The sequence below is a fragment of the Virgibacillus sp. M23 genome (assembly GCF_034190895.1).
GTDB classification, from domain to species: domain Bacteria; phylum Bacillota; class Bacilli; order Bacillales; family Amphibacillaceae; genus Virgibacillus; species Virgibacillus salarius.
Map to the genome: position 1 here is coordinate 14,289 of NZ_JAWDHA010000021.1, position 17,294 is coordinate 31,582.

Sequence of the window (17,294 nt, forward strand, 5' to 3'; positions counted from 1 at the left end):
TTTTTTATTTTTATTGATAATTTAATGTGTTAAACTATTTCTTGGATAAATGATTACATATGGTAGTATCAAAGCCATACTTATCAACCAATTTACCTACTTTTTTTAAAAAGTAGATTTAGAAAAACTAGACCCTAGCAAGATGTCATTTCCCCGATGGATATGTACCACTTTCAGTCATTCTCTAATTTCTGTAATGGAATAAGCAATAACGTACAAATTAATAACAACAGCATTGATATTTTTGAAGGAGGAATCCCGTTCGATGATCTTAGCAGTACTAGTTCCGCTTCTTATTGCATGCTTTATTCCTGCATTAAGTAAATTAAAAGCAAAAATACATACAGGAATTTTTGTATTCTTTGTTCCGTTCATTATTTTTCTTTATTTTGTTCAATTTGTAGGAAATGATTTCTCACCACAAATAGAGCAGTATAGTTGGATACCATCCTTAGGTATAAATTTAGATTTTTACTTAGATGGCCTAAGTTTATTGTTCGTACTATTAATTAGTGGTATTGGTTCATTGGTCGTACTCTATTCCATCTATTATTTACATAAGTCGGAGCGATTAGGACATTTTTATGTTTACCTTCTTATGTTCATGAGTGCAATGCTTGGTGTCGTTTTATCTGATAATATCTTTGTGCTTTATACATTTTGGGAGCTAACATCTATATCTTCCTTCTTGTTGATTGGTTATTGGCATTTCAAGGAGCGGTCACGGTATGGAGCATTAAAATCCATGCTTATCACTGTATTTGGTGGATTAAGTATGTTGGGCGGTTTCATTTTATTATATGTAGTAACTGGTACAACCAGCATCCAAGAAATGATCAGCCAGGTTGATGTCATTTTAGATAGCAATTACTTACCATTGATTTTAGGATTTATTTTATTAGGAGCATTTACAAAATCGGCTCAATTTCCATTCCATATTTGGCTACCAGATGCAATGGAAGCACCTACACCAGTAAGTGCCTATCTCCACTCGGCGACGATGGTAAAGGCTGGGATATTTTTAATAGCCAGATTTTCTCCCATATTCTCTAGCTATGAATGGTTCTTTTTGATTGTAAGTATAGTCGGGATTATCACTCTTTGTTGGGGATCGTATATGTCTGTCAGACAAACGGATTTAAAAGCTATTCTTGCTTTTTCAACAATTAGTCAGCTCGGAATGATTATGGCAATGCTTGGATTTGGTACAACAATTGCCGTTTTCGCAGCTGTGTTCCATATTTTAAATCATGCTACATTTAAAGGCAGTCTATTTATGATTGCTGGAATTGTGGATCACGAGACAGGTACAAGGGATATCCGCAAGCTCGGTGGTTTAGCTACATTTATGCCAATTACAGCAACACTAGCTATATTTGCAACATTTTCAATGGCTGGAGTTCCTTTACCTTTTCTTAATGGTTTCTACAGTAAAGAACTCTTCTTTGATGCTGGTATTCAGTTAGATAATTCAGGATTCTGGTCACAAGCCATTCCCTATTTAGCAGTTCTTGGTAGTATTTTTACATTTGTATATTCGATGTACTTATTTTTTGGAACCTTTACGGGGAAAAAGCATCTTGAACAACTGCCTAAAAAACCACATGAAGCGCCTTTTGGTATGCTTGTTTCACCTATCATCTTAGTGCTTGGCGTTATTCTGATTGGACTATTGCCTAATATGGCAAACGCTCCATTCTTGCAGCACGCTGCAGAAGCTATTAATGGCGACACAGAGTTTTATAAAGTTAAGTTTTGGCATGGTTGGGATTCTCCTGCGTTTAGAATGTCACTCGTTGTTGTTACATTAGGTATTATTCTGTTTGTAACACGAAAAAGATGGCAAGCTGTTTATCAAGTATTACCTGGAAAGGCAAGCTTTAATAAGGTGTACGATGCAATTGTAGCCAACATGGATAGCGTATCTCGATCTGTAACTAATTTCTACATGACAGGCTCATTAAAAACATATATGTCTCTAATTCTTGGAACAACACTCGTTGTCTCCTTCTTCGTTATGTTCGTAAGTAACGGCTTTACTGTTAGTACAGATCAATTAGCTGATATATCATTTATTGAAATTTCAGTTGTTCTTATTATGATTATTGCTGCTATTGGAACAATATATATGAATCATAATGTAGCGGCGGTACTTGTGCTAGGTGTTGTTGGCTTTGGAGTGGCGATTTTATTTGTCATTTATCGAGCCCCAGACATCGCTTTAACACAATTAGTCATTGAAACAGTGTCTGTAGCATTGTTCTTATTATGCTTCTACCACCTTCCAAAACTAAGGAAATCAACGGATTCAGCTAAAACAAAGACAATGAATGCGATTATTTCCATTGGGTTTGGTGCGTTGATTACGATGGTAGCTATTTCTGCTCATAGCAGCAGGTGGTTTGAATCTATATCTGATTATTTTGTGGAGAATTCCTATAAACTTGGTGGTGGAGATAATATTGTTAATGTAATTCTTGTAGACATGCGTGGGTTGGATACATTATTTGAGATCGCTGTGCTTGGAATTGCAGCACTTGCGATATTTGGCCTCATTAAAAATAAAAAGAATAAGGAGGCAGAATAAATATGGAAATTATCACTTCTATTTTAGCGGGAGTGTTATTTGCAACGGCTATCTATAATATTTTACAGAAGCAATTACTTCGGATAGTAATTGGTACGGCTTTGCTGTCTCACGGAGCACATATACTCATACTTACTATGGGTAGATTAAAAACAGGGCAGCCTCCTATTCTTACTGAAGGAATTTCCGACTATACAGATCCATTGCCACAGGCATTAATCCTAACGTCTATCGTTATTAGCTTTGGTGTCACAAGTCTGCTATTAGTATTGGCCTATCGTACGACGAAAGAAAATAATACAGACAATATGGAACAATTAAGGGGTAACGAAAATGAGTAATTTAGCAGTATTACCAATCATCATTCCATTGATATCAGCAGTGATTCTAATATTCTTTAATCAAAAAGTAAAGGTATCAAGAGCACTTTCAAAACTGTTTTCTTTAATAAGTCTAGGAACTTCTAGTTATATCACTTGGTATGTATTCACTAATGGTACGATTATCTTGGAAACAGGGGATTGGCTAGCTCCATATGGTATTATCCTTGTTATGGACGGATTAGCAGCTATATTAGTGTTAACAACTAACATTATTGCTGTTGCATGTGCATTCTATGCACCTAACGCTGGATTAGAAAAAAGGGAAACGTTTTATTTCTATCCCTTTTTCTTCTTCCTTATAACTGGAGTATCTGGAGCGTTTATTACCGGCGACCTATTTAACCTCTTTGTATTTTTCGAGGTTTTACTTATGGCTTCCTACGGCCTGATCGTTCTTGGTGGTGGAAAAGTACAGCTAAGAGAATCACTTAAATATTTATTGATTAACTTGTTTTCCTCCATGCTTTTCGTTACTGCAGTAGCGTTTCTTTATGCTGTTGTAGGTACTGTAAATATGGCTCAGATTGCTCAAAGAGTTCAAGAGGTTGAACAACAAGGGATCTTAACTACGATTGGAATATTGCTGTTCTTTGTATTTGCTACGAAAGCGGCATTATTCCCACTCTATTACTGGCTTCCTAAATCCTACATCGTACCAAATCCTGTCATTTCAGCTCTATTTGGAGCATTATTGACGAAGGTAGGAATATATTCTATTTTACGTGTATTTACTTTGATCTTTGTTCATAAAACGGATATGACACATGAGATGTTTATTTGGATCGCTGGTCTATCTATGATTTTTGGTGTAATTGGCGCACTTTCAACTTCTAATATTAAATTAATTATTGCTTATAACATCATTCCTGCTATAGGTTTTATTATCTTAGGGATTGGATTATTAAATCAGGATGGAATTAGTGGTTCTATCTACTACCTGATTAACGATATGATCATTAAATCCGTCTTATTTTTACTTGTCGGAGTAATTGCATATGTTGCAGGGACTTCTGACTTGCGAAAAATGGGTGGACTCATTCACTATTATCCATTCTTAGGATGGCTCTTGTTCGTTTCGGCGTTAGTATTAGCAGGTTTACCTCCGTTCAGTGGTTTTATTGGTAAGCTACTATTACTAAAAGGCGCATTCGAGCAAGGAGAAATCGCCATTGTTATTATCGGTCTAATTACTAGCCTGTTGATCCTCTACTCTGTTGTTAAAATATTTATTAACGGGTTTTGGGGAGATAAAGAAACGATGGCGGAACTACCTAAAAAATCTACCAAAGGGCTTCTCGCACCAGTTGTTGGCCTGCTAGCTCTTTCTGTGATATTAGGTGTTGGAGCAGAATTTTTCTATCCGCATATCGAGTCAATTGCCACTTATTTACTTGATCCGGAAATCTACATTGATTCTGTATTAAAGGAGTAATTCATTATGGCCTTTCAGATTGTAATTAACTTAATTATTGCATGCATGTGGATGTTCTTAAGTGAATCTTATTCTGTTCCTAGTTTTATAGCTGGTTATATATTAGGTATACTTCTCCTACTGCTTCTAAGACGTTTCGTACCGGATACATTCTATTTACGACGCGTTATGAAAATCCTACGATTGATTATGCTGTTTATAAAAGAGCTTTTTTCATCCAATATGGATATCGTAAAATTAGTGTATACACCTAAACCAGATATAGAGCCAGGAATCTTTGAGCTACCGACCGAGCTTAAAAGCAATTGGGAGATTACCTTACTTGCAAATTTAATCTCGCTTACACCTGGCACACTTTCCGTTGCAGTTTCACGAGATAATACAAAGCTATTTATTCATGCAATGGATATTGATGATAGTGATGAATCCATTCAGTCCATTAAGAATACCTTTGAAAAAGCAATTATGGAGGTGACAAGATGACAGATCTTTTAACTACGACAGAGCAGATACTTCATGTTGTTGTCATTATATGCTTTATCGGAATTGCAATTTCATTGGCCCTTTTATTATATCGTGTGATTGCAGGTCCCACACAACCAGATCGCGCTGTTGCACTAGACACAATTGGAATAAATCTGATGGGCCTTGCAGGATTAATGGCTATATTTATTGTCACAACAAAATTAAACGATGTTATCTTGCTAATCGGGATCTTAGCATTTCTGGGGACACTTGCCATCGCAAAATATCTAGAAAAGGGTGTTATTATTGATAGAGACTTGGATTAGCATTATCTTGAATATACTTGTTATCTTATTTGTTTTAGTTGGTACGTTCTTTATCTTATCTGCTTCGATTGGAATTGTACGATTTCCCGATGTCTACACAAGACTTCATGCAGCTACAAAAGCTTCCACATTAGGAATTGCTTGTATACTTATTGGTGCTTTTCTTTATCTATACCTAGAGCATTCAATTGTAAGTGGTAAATTACTTCTAGCTATCGTATTCATTCTTTTAACAGCGCCAGTATCTGCACATATGATTGGCAGAGCAGCACACTCATATGGAGTGAAGCCGCATCTTAAAAACCGAAGAGATGCTTATCAAGATGCTATTGATAGTTACTCTAAACAACAAAATAATTAAAATAAGAAGTGACGTCCTTGCAAAGGCAGTCACTTCTTTTTGTTTAATAAATTAGTTTTTCGTTGGGCAATATAAAAGCATTAGCAAATGAGGGAGGCATCATGTTGAAAACAACTGAGTTACTTGAGTGCCTTAAAATCAAACAGGTAATTGGACACCTTCCAAACCAAATTAAGAGTATACACCATGATTCCCGAAACGTACAAAACAAATCACTATTTGTTTGTATTTCTGGATTTACTGTTGATGAGCATGATTATTATCGTGATGCATTAAAAAAAGGAGCTCGGGTTATTGTCGCTAACCGTAGCCTTACAATTGACCTAGAAAAAAACGCGCTTATCATTGTTCCTGATACAATTAAAGCCTTGGCTAAATTAGCTAATACGTTTTATCACTTTCCCTCCAATAAGTTAAATATATTTGGAGTTACTGGCACAAATGGCAAAACAACGGTAACTAGTTTAATACATGATATGCTCCGTAAATTAAATCAAAAAACTGCTGTGGCTGGTACAAATGGTATGCTTATTAATAAGCACTATTTTCAGACAGCAAATACGACTTGTGATGTTTTAACCAACCAACAATTACTTCATCGTGCATATCAGGAAGGTGTAGATCATGTTATTATGGAGGTATCATCCCAAGGCCTATCCCAAGGGAGATTATCAGGAATTAATTTTGATGTGGCTGTCTTCACAAACCTTTCTCAGGACCATCTTGATTATCACCACACCATGGAAAACTATGGTTATGCTAAGGGAATATTGTTTGCACAGTTAGGTAACGATATGACTTCACCAAAATATGCTGTACTAAATTGTGATGATCCTTGGTGGAAGACATACAATTATTTCACATCTGCAGAAGTCATTACTTACAGCATATATACCGATGCTATTTTCAGAGCAACGAATATAAATTATCATACAGATACTACCGAATTTACCCTGCAATCACCAGAAGGAAAGCATTTGATTCAGAGCAATCTGTTAGGAGAGTTTAATGTTTATAATACATTGGCAGCCTTGGCATCCCTTTATGTAAAGGGTTATTCGATAACAACATTAGTTCCTCTATTGCGTGGTATGTCCACCATAAAAGGTAGGATGGAAAGGATAAATGTGGAAGCCCCTGTAACCATCTACATTGATTATGCTCATACGCCTGATGCAATTGAAAAATGCGTTCATGCCGTCAGGTCTTCAAAGAATAGTGAACAACAATTAATTATGGTGGTTGGTACAGGAGGAGAACGTGATAAGGAAAAACGACCACTTATGGGCGAAAAAGCCTCCCAAGCTGACACCGTAATTCTAACCATTAACGATCCACGTAATGAGGATAGCAATAAGATACTTACAGATATGGAAAAAGGGATGTTACACAACAATTATTCGTTAATTCCTGATCGCAAACTGGCTATAAAGCAAGCGATTCAACTTAGTAAACCTGGAGATATCATCGTCATCGCTGGAAAAGGTCGAGAAAACTATCAAATTATTGGAGATAAGAAATATCCACACAGTGATGCTTCATTTGCTATAGAACAAGTTAAAATAACATATCCTGATTAAACATCGAGCAGGATAAAAGTACTATATTTAATTAGAATAAAGAAATTAATGCGGACAGACACTTTCCTTCTCCATGATTCATAAAAATAAGGTATAGGCATTAGCCCAGCCTTGTATGGAGGAGGTTGATATAGTTGTCCGGGATATTAAGTGCCCTTGCGCTTCTTATTAAAGAAGCTATGTTTTTTGTGTCCTACGTTAAAAATCATGCTTTTCCTCAGCCTTTACCACCAGAAGAAGAAATGAAATATATTAAGCAGATGCAGGAGGGGGATGAAACTTCAAGGAACAAACTAATTGAACATAACCTTCGATTGGTGGCACATATTGTTAAGAAATTCGAGAATACTGGTGAAGATGCAGAGGATCTAATTTCCATTGGGACAATTGGTCTTATTAAAGGAGTTGAAAGCTACTCCACTGACAAAGGAACAAAGCTTGCAACGTATGCCGCCCGTTGTATAGAAAATGAAATACTTATGCATTTACGTGCCTTGAAAAAAGTGAAAAAGGACGTCTCCCTGCATGATCCGATCGGGCAAGATAAAGAAGGTAATGAAATCAGCTTAATCGATATTTTAGAAGCTGAAAATCAAAACATTATTGAATTTATCCAGTTAAATATGGAAATCGAGAAAATGGAAGATTATTTTTCAATACTTGATAATCGTGAGCGAGAGGTAATTGTTTACCGTTATGGGTTAAATGATCAAAAAGAAATGACACAGCGTGAGATTGCTAAAAAACTAAATATATCAAGAAGTTATGTTTCTCGAATTGAAAAGCGTGCACTAATGAAGGTATTTCATGAATATTATCGAAAAGAAAGAAGAAGGTAGTTTGACACCATCATTCAAAAAGGAGCGAACCCATAGCAGGGTTTAGCGCTCCTTTTCTAGTTCTATTTTAATTTTTCGTTGTTTAGTTGCTAGCAAAATTCCAGATAACACAGTTACAAAAGCAAGCAGCATTAATATCTTCCCATCAGTAGATGGTCTCATGAACGTATTAATAATGGCACCAAGATATAAATAGCTACTTAGTATAAGCAAAGTCCCTATAAAGCGCTGAAAGTCTTTTAATTTAGATTCCAATTCCTTTACCTTTTCATTTACCACCTATATCCCCCCATTTAGTACATATAATAACATAGAATAGATGCACGTTAGAAAGGTAAATATTGGTTGTTTCATAGATTCTTTACAGTTCTTTAACTAAGCTCATAACCATTTCAGCCGCATTAGTTGCAGCTTTTTCTAAGAATTTATCAAAGGATATGGAAGATTCCTTTCCAGCAATATCCGATAACGCACGAATTATGACAAACGGGATATTATACTGATAACAAACCTGCGCAACTGCAGCTGCTTCCATCTCGGCAGCAATCATAGTTGGGAATTTATGACGTACAAAGGCAACTCGGTCTGGATCAGACATGAAGGAATCACCTGTAGCAATTATTCCTTCCTCATAACCTATATCCATTGTATGCATTACTTTTGATGCCTTTGCCACTAAGTTAGTGTCAGCATCATACATCGCCGGCATTCCTGGAACCTGTCCATATGTGTAGTCAAACGCAGTTGCATCTACATCGTGATGAACAACCTGTGTGGAGATGATAACATCGCCCACTTCTAGATTCTTGGAAAACCCACCAGCAGAACCAGTATTTATTACGAACTTTGGTGTAAATCGTTCGTGCATAATAGTCGTAGCCATTGCAGCATTAACTTTACCTATACCAGATTTCAATAGAACAACTTCTCTATCAAATAATTTACCACGGGTAAATATACAATTCGCAACTTTCAATTGTTCTTTGTCAGTCATCTTAGACTGTAATAGAGCAACTTCTTCATCCATTGCTCCAATAATTCCAATTGTCATACCTTTTCCTCCATCATCTTGATTATATTAAATATCGACCTCTTGCAACACTTCAACCTTTGTCGGCTGCCAACCTTTATTATCAACCCATGATAAATATACACGGTAAATCTCTGTATTGTCAGGGTTTGATACAGTTGCCTCTACCTTTTGATCTCCTCCATTACCAACCCAATGTGTCGTCATATTATTCTCAGCTAATCCCGTAGCCATTGCTACTGCTCTACTAATTTCAATTCTATCTTGTGAGCCATCATCATAATTTGTTGTATGTGGACCTTGTTGCTCTGTTCCAATTGGCTCCCAATTGGCTGTATAAGCCTCTACAACATTGTCACCAGAAGGCTCTAGCTGCTCTATTTGTACATCTTCATTTGCATTTTCCGAGTCTTCCTCGTTTGATGCTTCATTCTCATCATTTTCAGAAGCATTGTTTTGATCCGTATCATTTGTGGAGTCTTCTTCTTCAACTTTAGTGAAGTGATCGCCACTCTCATCATTGCCATCTTTTTCAGTGTCATTTTGCTCTGTCTCGTTACCAGACTTACTCTCTTCTTCTTTAGCAGCCTCATCGTCACCACCGAACATCCAAAAACCAATTAATACAATAAGTAAAACTGCACCAAGCACAAGCAAAAGTGAGATAGACTTTGTATTTTTTCTGCGCTTTTCAAATTTATCTACTCTTGATACTCTATCAAATTCACTCATGTTTTCAGCCCTCCCATATTTACTCTACTATGATATCATATTTATGTTATAGAATTATATGATAGAGACATTACAAAATATTAGTAGTCATAATTTCCTACCAACAGAACGACCGATTACTGATCCCCAGTCGATCATCCATTAACCTCTTATTGAAGGAATTTAAAATGAAAAAACCCCCCTTTTTCAAGTAAGTGTAACACCAACTATTTTACACTACTACATAAGGGGGGAATATTACACCATGATCTTTTTATACAACAACCATATAGATATAAAAATTAATCTACATTTACAATTTTAACTTGAATCTCTCCACCAGGTGTAGCTACAGTTACTTCAGAACCAATTTCTTGTCCAAGTAAACTTTGAGCCATTGGGGAATCATTTGAAATTTTCCCTTCAAACGGATCAGCTTCAGCGCTCCCTACTATCGTGTATGTTTCTTCTTCACCATCTGGAAGCTCTTGAAACGTTACCGATTTCCCTAGTGATACAATATTCGGATTATCATTATCGTTTTCAATGATTACTGCATTACGAATCATTTTTTCCACTTGTGCAATACGTGATTCGACAAATGCCTGATCATCCTTCGCAGCATCATACTCCGAATTCTCGGAAAGATCTCCAAAATCACGAGCAACTTTTATACGTTCAACAACTTCTTGTCGTCTATCCGTTTTTAAATAATGTAGTTCTTCTTCTAACTTTTCTTTCCCCTCTTGTGTCATATAGTAACTTTTCTCTGTAGCCATTCTAAACACTCCTTTTTATTCCTTCAGCATCTAAAGAGAATTTTCACTTTTGGAGTCTCATAATAACCCCCAGTTAATAAAAAACATTGAGCTGAGCTTATATCAATAACGGAGCCAATGTAAACGCTCCATTATACCAAAATTGTACTAATCATTACTATGGCAGACTTTGTACAAATTTTCAATACTTTTCCTAAATTTGTTTATGTTGATTTTTATAAAGTATCGTTTCTATTTTCGTAGCCATAATGTCGATTGCTACGTGATTTTGTCCGCCTTCTGGGATAATAATATCGGCATATCGCTTGGTTGGTTCAATAAATTGTAAGTGCGATGGCCTTACATTGTTAATATATTGATCGATGACAGAGTCTAGAGATCTTCCGCGTTCATTTATATCCCGCATCAATCTGCGAATAATACGTAAATCTGCATCTGTATCAACATATACTTTTATATCCATTAAATCAACAAGACGAGGATCCTCTAATATCAGGATGCCTTCTAAAATAATAACATCTTTCGGCTTTACCTTTATTACTTCTTTCGATCGTGTATGAACCTTGTAATCATACACTGGCTTTTCGATTTCTTTTCCATTTAATAGATCGTATATATGACTAATTAATAAATCATTATCAAATGCTAAAGGATGATCGTAGTTCGTATTTAATCGCTCCTCAAATGGCAAATGACTTTGATCTTTATAATAATAATCCTGTTCAATAACAAGAATGGTTTGATCTGAAAAACGTTGACATATGGAACGAGTAACAGAAGTTTTACCACTACCACTCCCCCCAGCAACGCCAATAACCACTGGTTTATCTTGCATAGATACGGTACCCCCTTCTAGTGTTTCTTTAAACTAATAGCAACACCGTCTCCGATAGGTACAATAGTGGTTGTAAAATCAGGATGATGCATAAGCCATTCGTTGTAATGATGAATTTTTTTGACCATATTTTTAAATCTTGCTGGAGCTAATTCTGGTTGTGCAACATACCCTCTAAACAAGACATTATCCGTAATAATTAGTCCATCCCTTGCAAGTAAAGGAACCGATTGCTCAAAAAACTTTTGATACTGCCCTTTAGCTGCATCGATAAATATTACATCAAAAAATGAATCATTTTGCAACTCATTTAGTTTATCGATGGCATCTCCTAGGATAACATCTATTGTACTAGACTTCCCTTGCTTTTCTATGTTCATAACAGCTTCCTGGTAACGCTGTTCATTTTTTTCAATTGTTATTATTTCACAATCTGGTGCTACTTCTGCCATTCTTAAAGCAGAATATCCAATTGCTGCTCCAATCTCCAATATTCTCTTCGGTTTCTTTAATTGAAGTATGTGCAGCATAAAATCCATACTTAGAGGCTCCATAATAGGTACATGATTTTGCTTTGCTTCCTTTTCTAATTGCTGAACAAATGAAGTTGTAGCAGGTAAAATGTTCAATAAGTAGTGTATTACTTGTTCGTTCATAAAATGACCTCTTTTTCAGAATGAAATCTCGATACCAAGATTACATATTTTATCATAAATTAAATGAAGGGTAAATATATCGGAAGCATCCCCCTTCTCAGCTTATGAGATAGGGGGATGAGGCTTTAATCGATATACTTCTGTTTATTTTCATTATGTTCATCTAATGTTTTTGCATAATAAATATTTCCTTCTCCATCATGGAGGAAATATAAGAAATCTGATTGCTCTGGATTAAGCACTGCCTTTAAGGAGCTTTCGGCATAGCTTCCAATTGGCCCAATCGGTAAGCCCTCCGCATAGTAAGTGTTATAAGGAGACTCTACTTCTAAATCCTCATATAATACACGATCCTTATGTTTTCCTAAAGCGTACAATACGGTTGGATCTGTTTGTAGCTTCATTCCTTCCTCTATACGATTATAAAACACACCGGCAATTTTTTTCCGCTGTTTTGCAGTGCTCGCTTCTTTTTCAACAACCGAGGCAAAGGTAACAGCTTCATGAACCGAATAATCAGTTTCACTAATTTCGTTTAAATAATCGGATAACACAGCATCTGTTTTCTTCAACATTTCATTGATAACTGCTTCTACGCTTGGCTTCTCTTCATAGAAATCATATGTTGATGCAAATAAATACCCTTCTAATGGATGACGAATCTCAGTATTTAGAATTTCCTCTGACAATATAGATGGATATCTTTTGATTAACTGACTAATATAATCTTTGTCGTCTACTTTCTTCAAAAAATCTTCTTTCGAAAAACTCATTTTCTTTGCAAAGATTCCTGCCATTTGCTCAATGGTTTTTCCTTCTGGAATGGTAATTGTATGAACTGCTTCAGCCATAATCTTTCCATTTTTCAGTGATTCAATTATTTCATCTAATTCCATATCTGGCGTGAATGTGTATTTTCCAGCTTGAAAATCTGATTCATTATTAAATTTTATGTAAAAACGAAATATAAGGGCATTTTTAATAACCCCCTTTTCTTCTAATAAAGAAGCAATCTCTGAAGATGATGAACCAATTGGAATTGTTACTTTTATCTCTTCCTTGCTATCTGGATCAACTGGTTTTAGGGCTGACTTGACGTACAAAAAACCAGATAAGCCACCAATAATCAAAATTAAAAGTAATGCGATAATAATAATTGACACAATCTTACGCACTGTCTTGGCTTCTTCGCTTCGAGCAATGAGGTTGTCCCTAAAATTACCATTCTTTTTCTCTTTGGACATAGTTATCCCCCTCTCATCCGGTATATTATACTAAAATTCGATGTTATATTCCATTAATTTTATGCAAAAAACAAAAAGCTGATGCCGTATTTCGACATCAGCTTTTTGTTTTTTGAGATAACCCTATGCCTCATTTTCTTGATCTGCTAGTGTATGAAGCATTTCTTCAACCATTTCCCATTCTTTATCAGATTCAATTGGAAACAGCGATAAATCGTCATCATCTTTTTCCTTTTCTTCGTAACGGAATGCATAAACTTCGACTTCCTCATCCTCTGATTGCTCTACAGGAATAACTGCGATATAGGATTGACTTGTCTCATCTACATCAAAGGTAAACAGAACTTCAAATAAATGTTCTTCTCCATTTTCATCAGGTATTATAATTCGTTCCTTTTCCTCAAGTGCCATTCTTTCACTCCTTTATTTCTGGTCTAAATAATTTTGTAGAATCATTACAGCTGCCATCTTATCAATGACTTTCTTACGTTTCTTTCTACTCATATCCGCTTCTAGTAGAACTCTTTCAGCAGCCATCGTAGTTAAACGCTCATCCCATAGCACTGTTTCAATTCCGTGGACTTTTTCTAGATGCTCTGCGTAGAGCTTAGATGCTTCTCCACGCTCTCCGATCGTACCATTCATATTCTTCGGAAGTCCAACAATAGCTTTCCCAACTTGATGTTCTACTATAATGGATTTTAATGCTTCATCGGCAGAGGTAATCTCTTCTTCGTTCCATTTGATTGTTTTTATTCCTTGTGCAGTCCAACCAAAGGCATCACTAACAGCAACACCTATTGTTTTGGATCCTACATCTAATCCCATTACTTTCATTTATTTTCCTTTTGCTGTTGTTCTAAATAGAACTTGACAAGCTCTTCAATTACTTCGTCACGTTCGATTTTACGAATTAAGTTACGTGCGTCATTGTACCTTGGAATATAAGCAGGATCACCAGAAAGCAAGTAACCTACAATCTGATTTATCGGATTATACCCTTTTTCCTTTAAAGCTGCATGCACTGTGAAAAGTATTTCCTTAATATCCTGGTCAAAAGGCTCTTCCGAAAAATTAAATTTCATCGTTTTATCAATTGAACTCATCGTGACACCTCGATCTTAGAATCATTTGGTAAAGCCATCTGCTAAACCGAATGTAAGCTTCTTCTATTATCTTAACATGATTATAGAATTAATTATATCTTTTTCACTAGATGATATTCAAATTAGTTGCTATTCATATGCTCTAAAATATATTCTTTAGCTGCATTTAAGGCTTGATCAATTTTGGATGGATCCTTACCTCCTGCTTGGGCCATGTCTGGACGACCTCCTCCGCCACCGCCACAAGCATGCGCAGCCTGTTTAATTAATTTCCCTGCATGGAATCCTTGTTCCATTAAGTCTTTTGAAACTCCTGCTGCTAATTGAACCTTTCCGTTATTCTCTATTGCTAATAGAATAATTCCAGATTCTAGTTTTTGTTTTAAGTCATCCAGCATATTTCGCAACTGATTCATATCATTTACATCGACTTTTTCACTTAATAAAGAGATACCTTCAATGTTTTGTACATTATCTAAAATTGAAGAAGCTTCTACATTTGCAAGTTTTGCACGAAGTGATTCTTTTTCCTTCTGCAACTCTTTAATATCCTGAAATAAGCCCTCTATTCTTTCTGGAAGTGCTTCCTCTTTCGATTTAACTAATTGAGCAGATTGCTGTAATAGACCTACCTTATTTGCTAAATATTGATAGGCTTCTTTACTAGTAACAGCCTCAATTCTTCTTGTTCCAGCTCCGATTCCACTTTCCGAAACGATCTTGAATAGACCAATTTCAGATGTATTCACAACGTGACAGCCACCACAAAGCTCTAAACTATAATCACCAATTCTAACTACTCGAACTACATCGCCATACTTCTCGCCGAATAAGGCCATTGCTCCCATTTTTTTAGCATCCTCAATATTTTCATTGGTAATGACTAGGGACATTGCCTCCCATATCTTTGTATTAACAATTTCTTCAATTTGTTGTAGCTCAGCTTTGGTTACAGCATTAAAATGAGAGAAATCAAATCGGAGGCGTTCATGCGTAACAAGTGATCCAGCTTGATTAACATGACTACCAAGCACATCCTTTAATGCCTGATGTAATAAATGAGTTGCTGTATGGTTTTTGACAATAAAAGAGCGAGCCGACTTTTCAACTATGGCATGAACCGCTTCTCCTATACGTAAAGAACCTTGTTGAATGCTTACACGATGAATATGCTGCCCAATTGGCGATTTTTGTACGTCTTTTACATATGCAGTAGCTTGCTCGGTAGAAATGAAACCTTTGTCAGCAATTTGCCCGCCACTTTCGGCATAGAATGGTGTTTGCTCTAGGAATACATATATGTCGTCACCTGCTTCTGCTACTTCCACCTGTTCATTACCAGCAATCATTGCCACAATGGAAGTATCTACTTCCATTTGGGTATACCCTACAAACGCACTATCGATATTAATCTCACTGAAAACAGCATCTTGTACTTGCATAGAATCAACTTTTTGTCGAGCGTTACGTGCACGCTCACGTTGTTTTTCCATTTCTCGTTGGAAACCTTCTTCATCAATCGTAAAACCTTGTGCTTCCACATATTCCTCTGTTAATTCTTTAGGGAACCCATAGGTATCATATAAGCGAAATACTTCCACTCCTGGGAATAAGGTGCTTCCTTTCTCCTTTTCGCTGTTCAAGATTGCTGTTAATATTTCTAAGCCATCGTGCAGTGTCTCATGAAACCGCTCTTCTTCCACTTTCACCATATTTTTAATAAATTCTTTTTTCTTCACTACTTCATGGTAGAAATCCTTCATAATGTCTGCTACCGTATCTACTAATTCATACATGAACGGCTTTTCAATACCAATTTCTTTGGCAAATCGAACAGCTCTTCTAATTAATCTTCTTAATACATAACCTCTTCCTTCATTCGAAGGAACAGCACCATCTCCTACCGCAAAGCTAACCGTACGAATATGATCAGCAATCACTTTAAAAGCTGTATCTCCTTCTTGACTAGCTCCATACTTTGTAGAGGCTAACTCTTCTGTCTTTTTAATAATTGGCATAAATAGGTCTGTTTCAAAGTTTGTTGGTGCGTCTTGAATGACACATACCATCCGTTCTAAGCCCATACCAGTATCTATATTCTTTTTAGGTAAAGGCGTGTACGTGTCATCTGGATTATGATTAAACTGGGAGAAGACAAGGTTCCATATTTCCAAGTATCTTTCGTTTTCTCCCCCAGGATAAAGTTCAGGATCACTTGGATCGTTTCCATAGTGTTCGCCACGATCATAAAAGATTTCTGTATTCGGTCCACTTGGGCCTTCACCAATATCCCAAAAATTCTCTTCTAAACGAATAATTCTTTCCTTTGGAATACCTATATTCTTTAACCATATATCATAGGCCTCATCATCCTCTGGATGCACTGTAACGGATAACCGTTCTTGATCAAACCCAATCCATTGATCACTCGTTAGAAATTCCCAAGCCCAATCGATAGCTTCTTTTTTAAAGTAGTCACCTATTGAAAAGTTACCGAGCATTTCAAAGAACGTATGATGTCTTGCGGTAAAACCGACATTTTCTATATCATTCGTACGAATTGATTTTTGGGCATTTACGATTCGAGGATTATCAGGGATTACCCGACCATCAAAATATTTTTTTAATGTTGCAACACCACTGTTGATCCATAGTAGCGTCGGATCATCCTTCGGAACTAGAGAAGCACTTGGCTCAACACGATGGCCTTTTTCTTTAAAGAAATCTAAAAACATTTGCCTAACTTCTGCTGATGATAATTGTTTCATCTTAAACTTCCTCCCAATCTAAAAATAGTTGAATAGAACATCAAGTCATTAATCATTGACATCACTTTTTCGTCAGGAAAGACTAACTGAGCGCAGTAAATGGATTATTTATTTCCTGAAAAGAATAAAAGCGCAAGCGCCCGATTAGAAACGTAGCGAACTGAAGCGAGTCAACGGAGATAAAGGAATCAC

19 protein-coding genes are annotated in these 17,294 nt (G+C 36.2%); 8 read left to right on the plus strand and 11 right to left on the minus strand.

Annotation, left to right across the window (positions count from 1 at the left end; translation table 11 throughout):
* Positions 1 to 265: 265 nt before the first annotated feature.
* The 8 genes from RVS70_RS10325 to sigK all read left to right on the plus strand — a co-directional run bounded on the left by RVS70_RS10325 (position 266) and on the right by sigK (position 7,973).
* Entirely contained in the window at positions 266 to 2,587 is a 2,322-nt protein-coding gene (locus RVS70_RS10325; protein WP_321133198.1) for a Na+/H+ antiporter subunit A, read from the plus strand.
* 2 nt (positions 2,588 to 2,589) lie between these two features.
* Positions 2,590 to 2,928, plus strand: a complete 339-nt coding sequence (locus tag RVS70_RS10330) for a Na(+)/H(+) antiporter subunit C (RefSeq protein ID WP_026681219.1) — start codon at positions 2,590 to 2,592, stop codon at positions 2,926 to 2,928.
* A complete protein-coding gene (locus RVS70_RS10335) occupies positions 2,921 to 4,402 on the plus strand; it encodes a Na+/H+ antiporter subunit D (RefSeq protein WP_205388633.1) in 1,482 nt (493 codons plus the stop codon). Before RVS70_RS10330 ends, RVS70_RS10335 begins: the two co-directional genes overlap by 8 nt.
* 6 nt (positions 4,403 to 4,408) lie before the next feature.
* On the plus strand, positions 4,409 to 4,885 hold the full coding sequence (locus RVS70_RS10340) for a Na+/H+ antiporter subunit E (protein WP_026681221.1): 477 nt from the start codon (positions 4,409 to 4,411) through the stop codon (positions 4,883 to 4,885).
* A complete protein-coding gene (locus RVS70_RS10345; protein ID WP_026681222.1) occupies positions 4,882 to 5,193 on the plus strand; it encodes a Na(+)/H(+) antiporter subunit F1 in 312 nt (103 codons plus the stop codon). Before RVS70_RS10340 ends, RVS70_RS10345 begins: the two co-directional genes overlap by 4 nt.
* The gene (mnhG, locus tag RVS70_RS10350; RefSeq protein WP_034678979.1) at positions 5,174 to 5,554 is read left to right on the plus strand and encodes a monovalent cation/H(+) antiporter subunit G; all 381 of its coding nucleotides are present in this window, start codon (positions 5,174 to 5,176) and stop codon (positions 5,552 to 5,554) included. The genes RVS70_RS10345 and mnhG overlap by 20 nt, the downstream gene beginning before the upstream one ends.
* 104 nt (positions 5,555 to 5,658) lie before the next feature.
* Positions 5,659 to 7,134, plus strand: coding sequence for a UDP-N-acetylmuramoyl-L-alanyl-D-glutamate--2,6-diaminopimelate ligase (locus RVS70_RS10355; protein WP_321133202.1), 1,476 nt, complete (start codon positions 5,659 to 5,661; stop codon positions 7,132 to 7,134).
* Between the two features lie 134 nt (positions 7,135 to 7,268).
* Positions 7,269 to 7,973, plus strand: a complete 705-nt coding sequence (gene sigK / locus RVS70_RS10360; RefSeq protein WP_026681224.1) for an RNA polymerase sporulation sigma factor SigK — start codon at positions 7,269 to 7,271, stop codon at positions 7,971 to 7,973.
* A 42-nt stretch (positions 7,974 to 8,015) separates the two neighbouring features.
* Here the strand turns inward: sigK and RVS70_RS10365 are convergent, their stop codons facing one another.
* From RVS70_RS10365 to alaS, 11 genes are all read right to left on the minus strand, one after another.
* Positions 8,016 to 8,252 carry a YrhC family protein gene (locus tag RVS70_RS10365; RefSeq protein ID WP_034678980.1) on the minus strand — a complete coding sequence of 79 codons (237 nt, stop codon included), beginning with the start codon at positions 8,250 to 8,252 and terminating at the stop codon, positions 8,016 to 8,018.
* A gap of 82 nt (positions 8,253 to 8,334) precedes the next feature.
* The gene (gene mtnN / locus RVS70_RS10370) at positions 8,335 to 9,024 is read right to left on the minus strand and encodes a 5'-methylthioadenosine/S-adenosylhomocysteine nucleosidase (RefSeq protein WP_026681225.1); all 690 of its coding nucleotides are present in this window, start codon (positions 9,022 to 9,024) and stop codon (positions 8,335 to 8,337) included.
* Positions 9,025 to 9,051: 27 nt separating this feature from the next.
* Complete coding sequence (locus tag RVS70_RS10375; RefSeq protein WP_026681226.1) at positions 9,052 to 9,735, minus strand: YrrS family protein; 684 nt, start codon at positions 9,733 to 9,735, stop codon at positions 9,052 to 9,054.
* Between the two features lie 281 nt (positions 9,736 to 10,016).
* A complete protein-coding gene (greA, locus tag RVS70_RS10380; RefSeq protein WP_026681227.1) occupies positions 10,017 to 10,493 on the minus strand; it encodes a transcription elongation factor GreA in 477 nt (158 codons plus the stop codon).
* Positions 10,494 to 10,686: 193 nt separating this feature from the next.
* A complete protein-coding gene (gene udk, locus RVS70_RS10385; RefSeq protein WP_026681228.1) occupies positions 10,687 to 11,328 on the minus strand; it encodes a uridine kinase in 642 nt (213 codons plus the stop codon).
* Between the two features lie 17 nt (positions 11,329 to 11,345).
* Entirely contained in the window at positions 11,346 to 11,984 is a 639-nt protein-coding gene (locus tag RVS70_RS10390) for an O-methyltransferase (protein ID WP_026681229.1), read from the minus strand.
* A gap of 125 nt (positions 11,985 to 12,109) precedes the next feature.
* The gene (gene mltG / locus RVS70_RS10395) at positions 12,110 to 13,228 is read right to left on the minus strand and encodes an endolytic transglycosylase MltG (RefSeq protein ID WP_026681230.1); all 1,119 of its coding nucleotides are present in this window, start codon (positions 13,226 to 13,228) and stop codon (positions 12,110 to 12,112) included.
* A gap of 123 nt (positions 13,229 to 13,351) precedes the next feature.
* Entirely contained in the window at positions 13,352 to 13,639 is a 288-nt protein-coding gene (locus RVS70_RS10400; RefSeq protein ID WP_026681231.1) for a DUF1292 domain-containing protein, read from the minus strand.
* 12 nt (positions 13,640 to 13,651) lie between these two features.
* Entirely contained in the window at positions 13,652 to 14,065 is a 414-nt protein-coding gene (gene ruvX / locus RVS70_RS10405) for a Holliday junction resolvase RuvX (RefSeq protein WP_026681232.1), read from the minus strand.
* Positions 14,062 to 14,334 carry an IreB family regulatory phosphoprotein gene (locus RVS70_RS10410; protein ID WP_026681233.1) on the minus strand — a complete coding sequence of 91 codons (273 nt, stop codon included), beginning with the start codon at positions 14,332 to 14,334 and terminating at the stop codon, positions 14,062 to 14,064. Before RVS70_RS10410 ends, ruvX begins: the two co-directional genes overlap by 4 nt.
* A 122-nt stretch (positions 14,335 to 14,456) precedes the next feature.
* Positions 14,457 to 17,102 carry an alanine--tRNA ligase gene (gene alaS / locus RVS70_RS10415; protein ID WP_121605363.1) on the minus strand — a complete coding sequence of 882 codons (2,646 nt, stop codon included), beginning with the start codon at positions 17,100 to 17,102 and terminating at the stop codon, positions 14,457 to 14,459.
* Between the last annotated feature and the right edge of the window lie 192 nt (positions 17,103 to 17,294).

Excerpts from the sequence above, each read along its gene's own strand:
- mtnN (WP_026681225.1), bottom strand. The coding sequence starts at position 9,024 with ATGACAATTGGAATTATTGGAGCAATGGATGAAGAAGTTGCTCTATTA.
- RVS70_RS10375 (WP_026681226.1), bottom strand. The coding sequence starts at position 9,735 with ATGAGTGAATTTGATAGAGTATCAAGAGTAGATAAATTTGAAAAGCGC.
- RVS70_RS10335 (WP_205388633.1), top strand. The coding sequence starts at position 2,921 with ATGAGTAATTTAGCAGTATTACCAATCATCATTCCATTGATATCAGCA.
- RVS70_RS10400 (WP_026681231.1), bottom strand. The coding sequence starts at position 13,639 with ATGGCACTTGAGGAAAAGGAACGAATTATAATACCTGATGAAAATGGA.
- RVS70_RS10345 (WP_026681222.1), top strand. The coding sequence starts at position 4,882 with ATGACAGATCTTTTAACTACGACAGAGCAGATACTTCATGTTGTTGTC.
- alaS (WP_121605363.1), bottom strand. The coding sequence starts at position 17,102 with ATGAAACAATTATCATCAGCAGAAGTTAGGCAAATGTTTTTAGATTTC.
- ruvX (WP_026681232.1), bottom strand. The coding sequence starts at position 14,065 with ATGAAAGTAATGGGATTAGATGTAGGATCCAAAACAATAGGTGTTGCT.
- RVS70_RS10340 (WP_026681221.1), top strand. The coding sequence starts at position 4,409 with ATGGCCTTTCAGATTGTAATTAACTTAATTATTGCATGCATGTGGATG.
- greA (WP_026681227.1), bottom strand. The coding sequence starts at position 10,493 with ATGGCTACAGAGAAAAGTTACTATATGACACAAGAGGGGAAAGAAAAG.
- RVS70_RS10390 (WP_026681229.1), bottom strand. The coding sequence starts at position 11,984 with ATGAACGAACAAGTAATACACTACTTATTGAACATTTTACCTGCTACA.
- RVS70_RS10325 (WP_321133198.1), top strand. The coding sequence starts at position 266 with ATGATCTTAGCAGTACTAGTTCCGCTTCTTATTGCATGCTTTATTCCT.
- RVS70_RS10410 (WP_026681233.1), bottom strand. The coding sequence starts at position 14,334 with ATGAGTTCAATTGATAAAACGATGAAATTTAATTTTTCGGAAGAGCCT.
- RVS70_RS10330 (WP_026681219.1), top strand. The coding sequence starts at position 2,590 with ATGGAAATTATCACTTCTATTTTAGCGGGAGTGTTATTTGCAACGGCT.
- mltG (WP_026681230.1), bottom strand. The coding sequence starts at position 13,228 with ATGTCCAAAGAGAAAAAGAATGGTAATTTTAGGGACAACCTCATTGCT.
- udk (WP_026681228.1), bottom strand. The coding sequence starts at position 11,328 with ATGCAAGATAAACCAGTGGTTATTGGCGTTGCTGGGGGGAGTGGTAGT.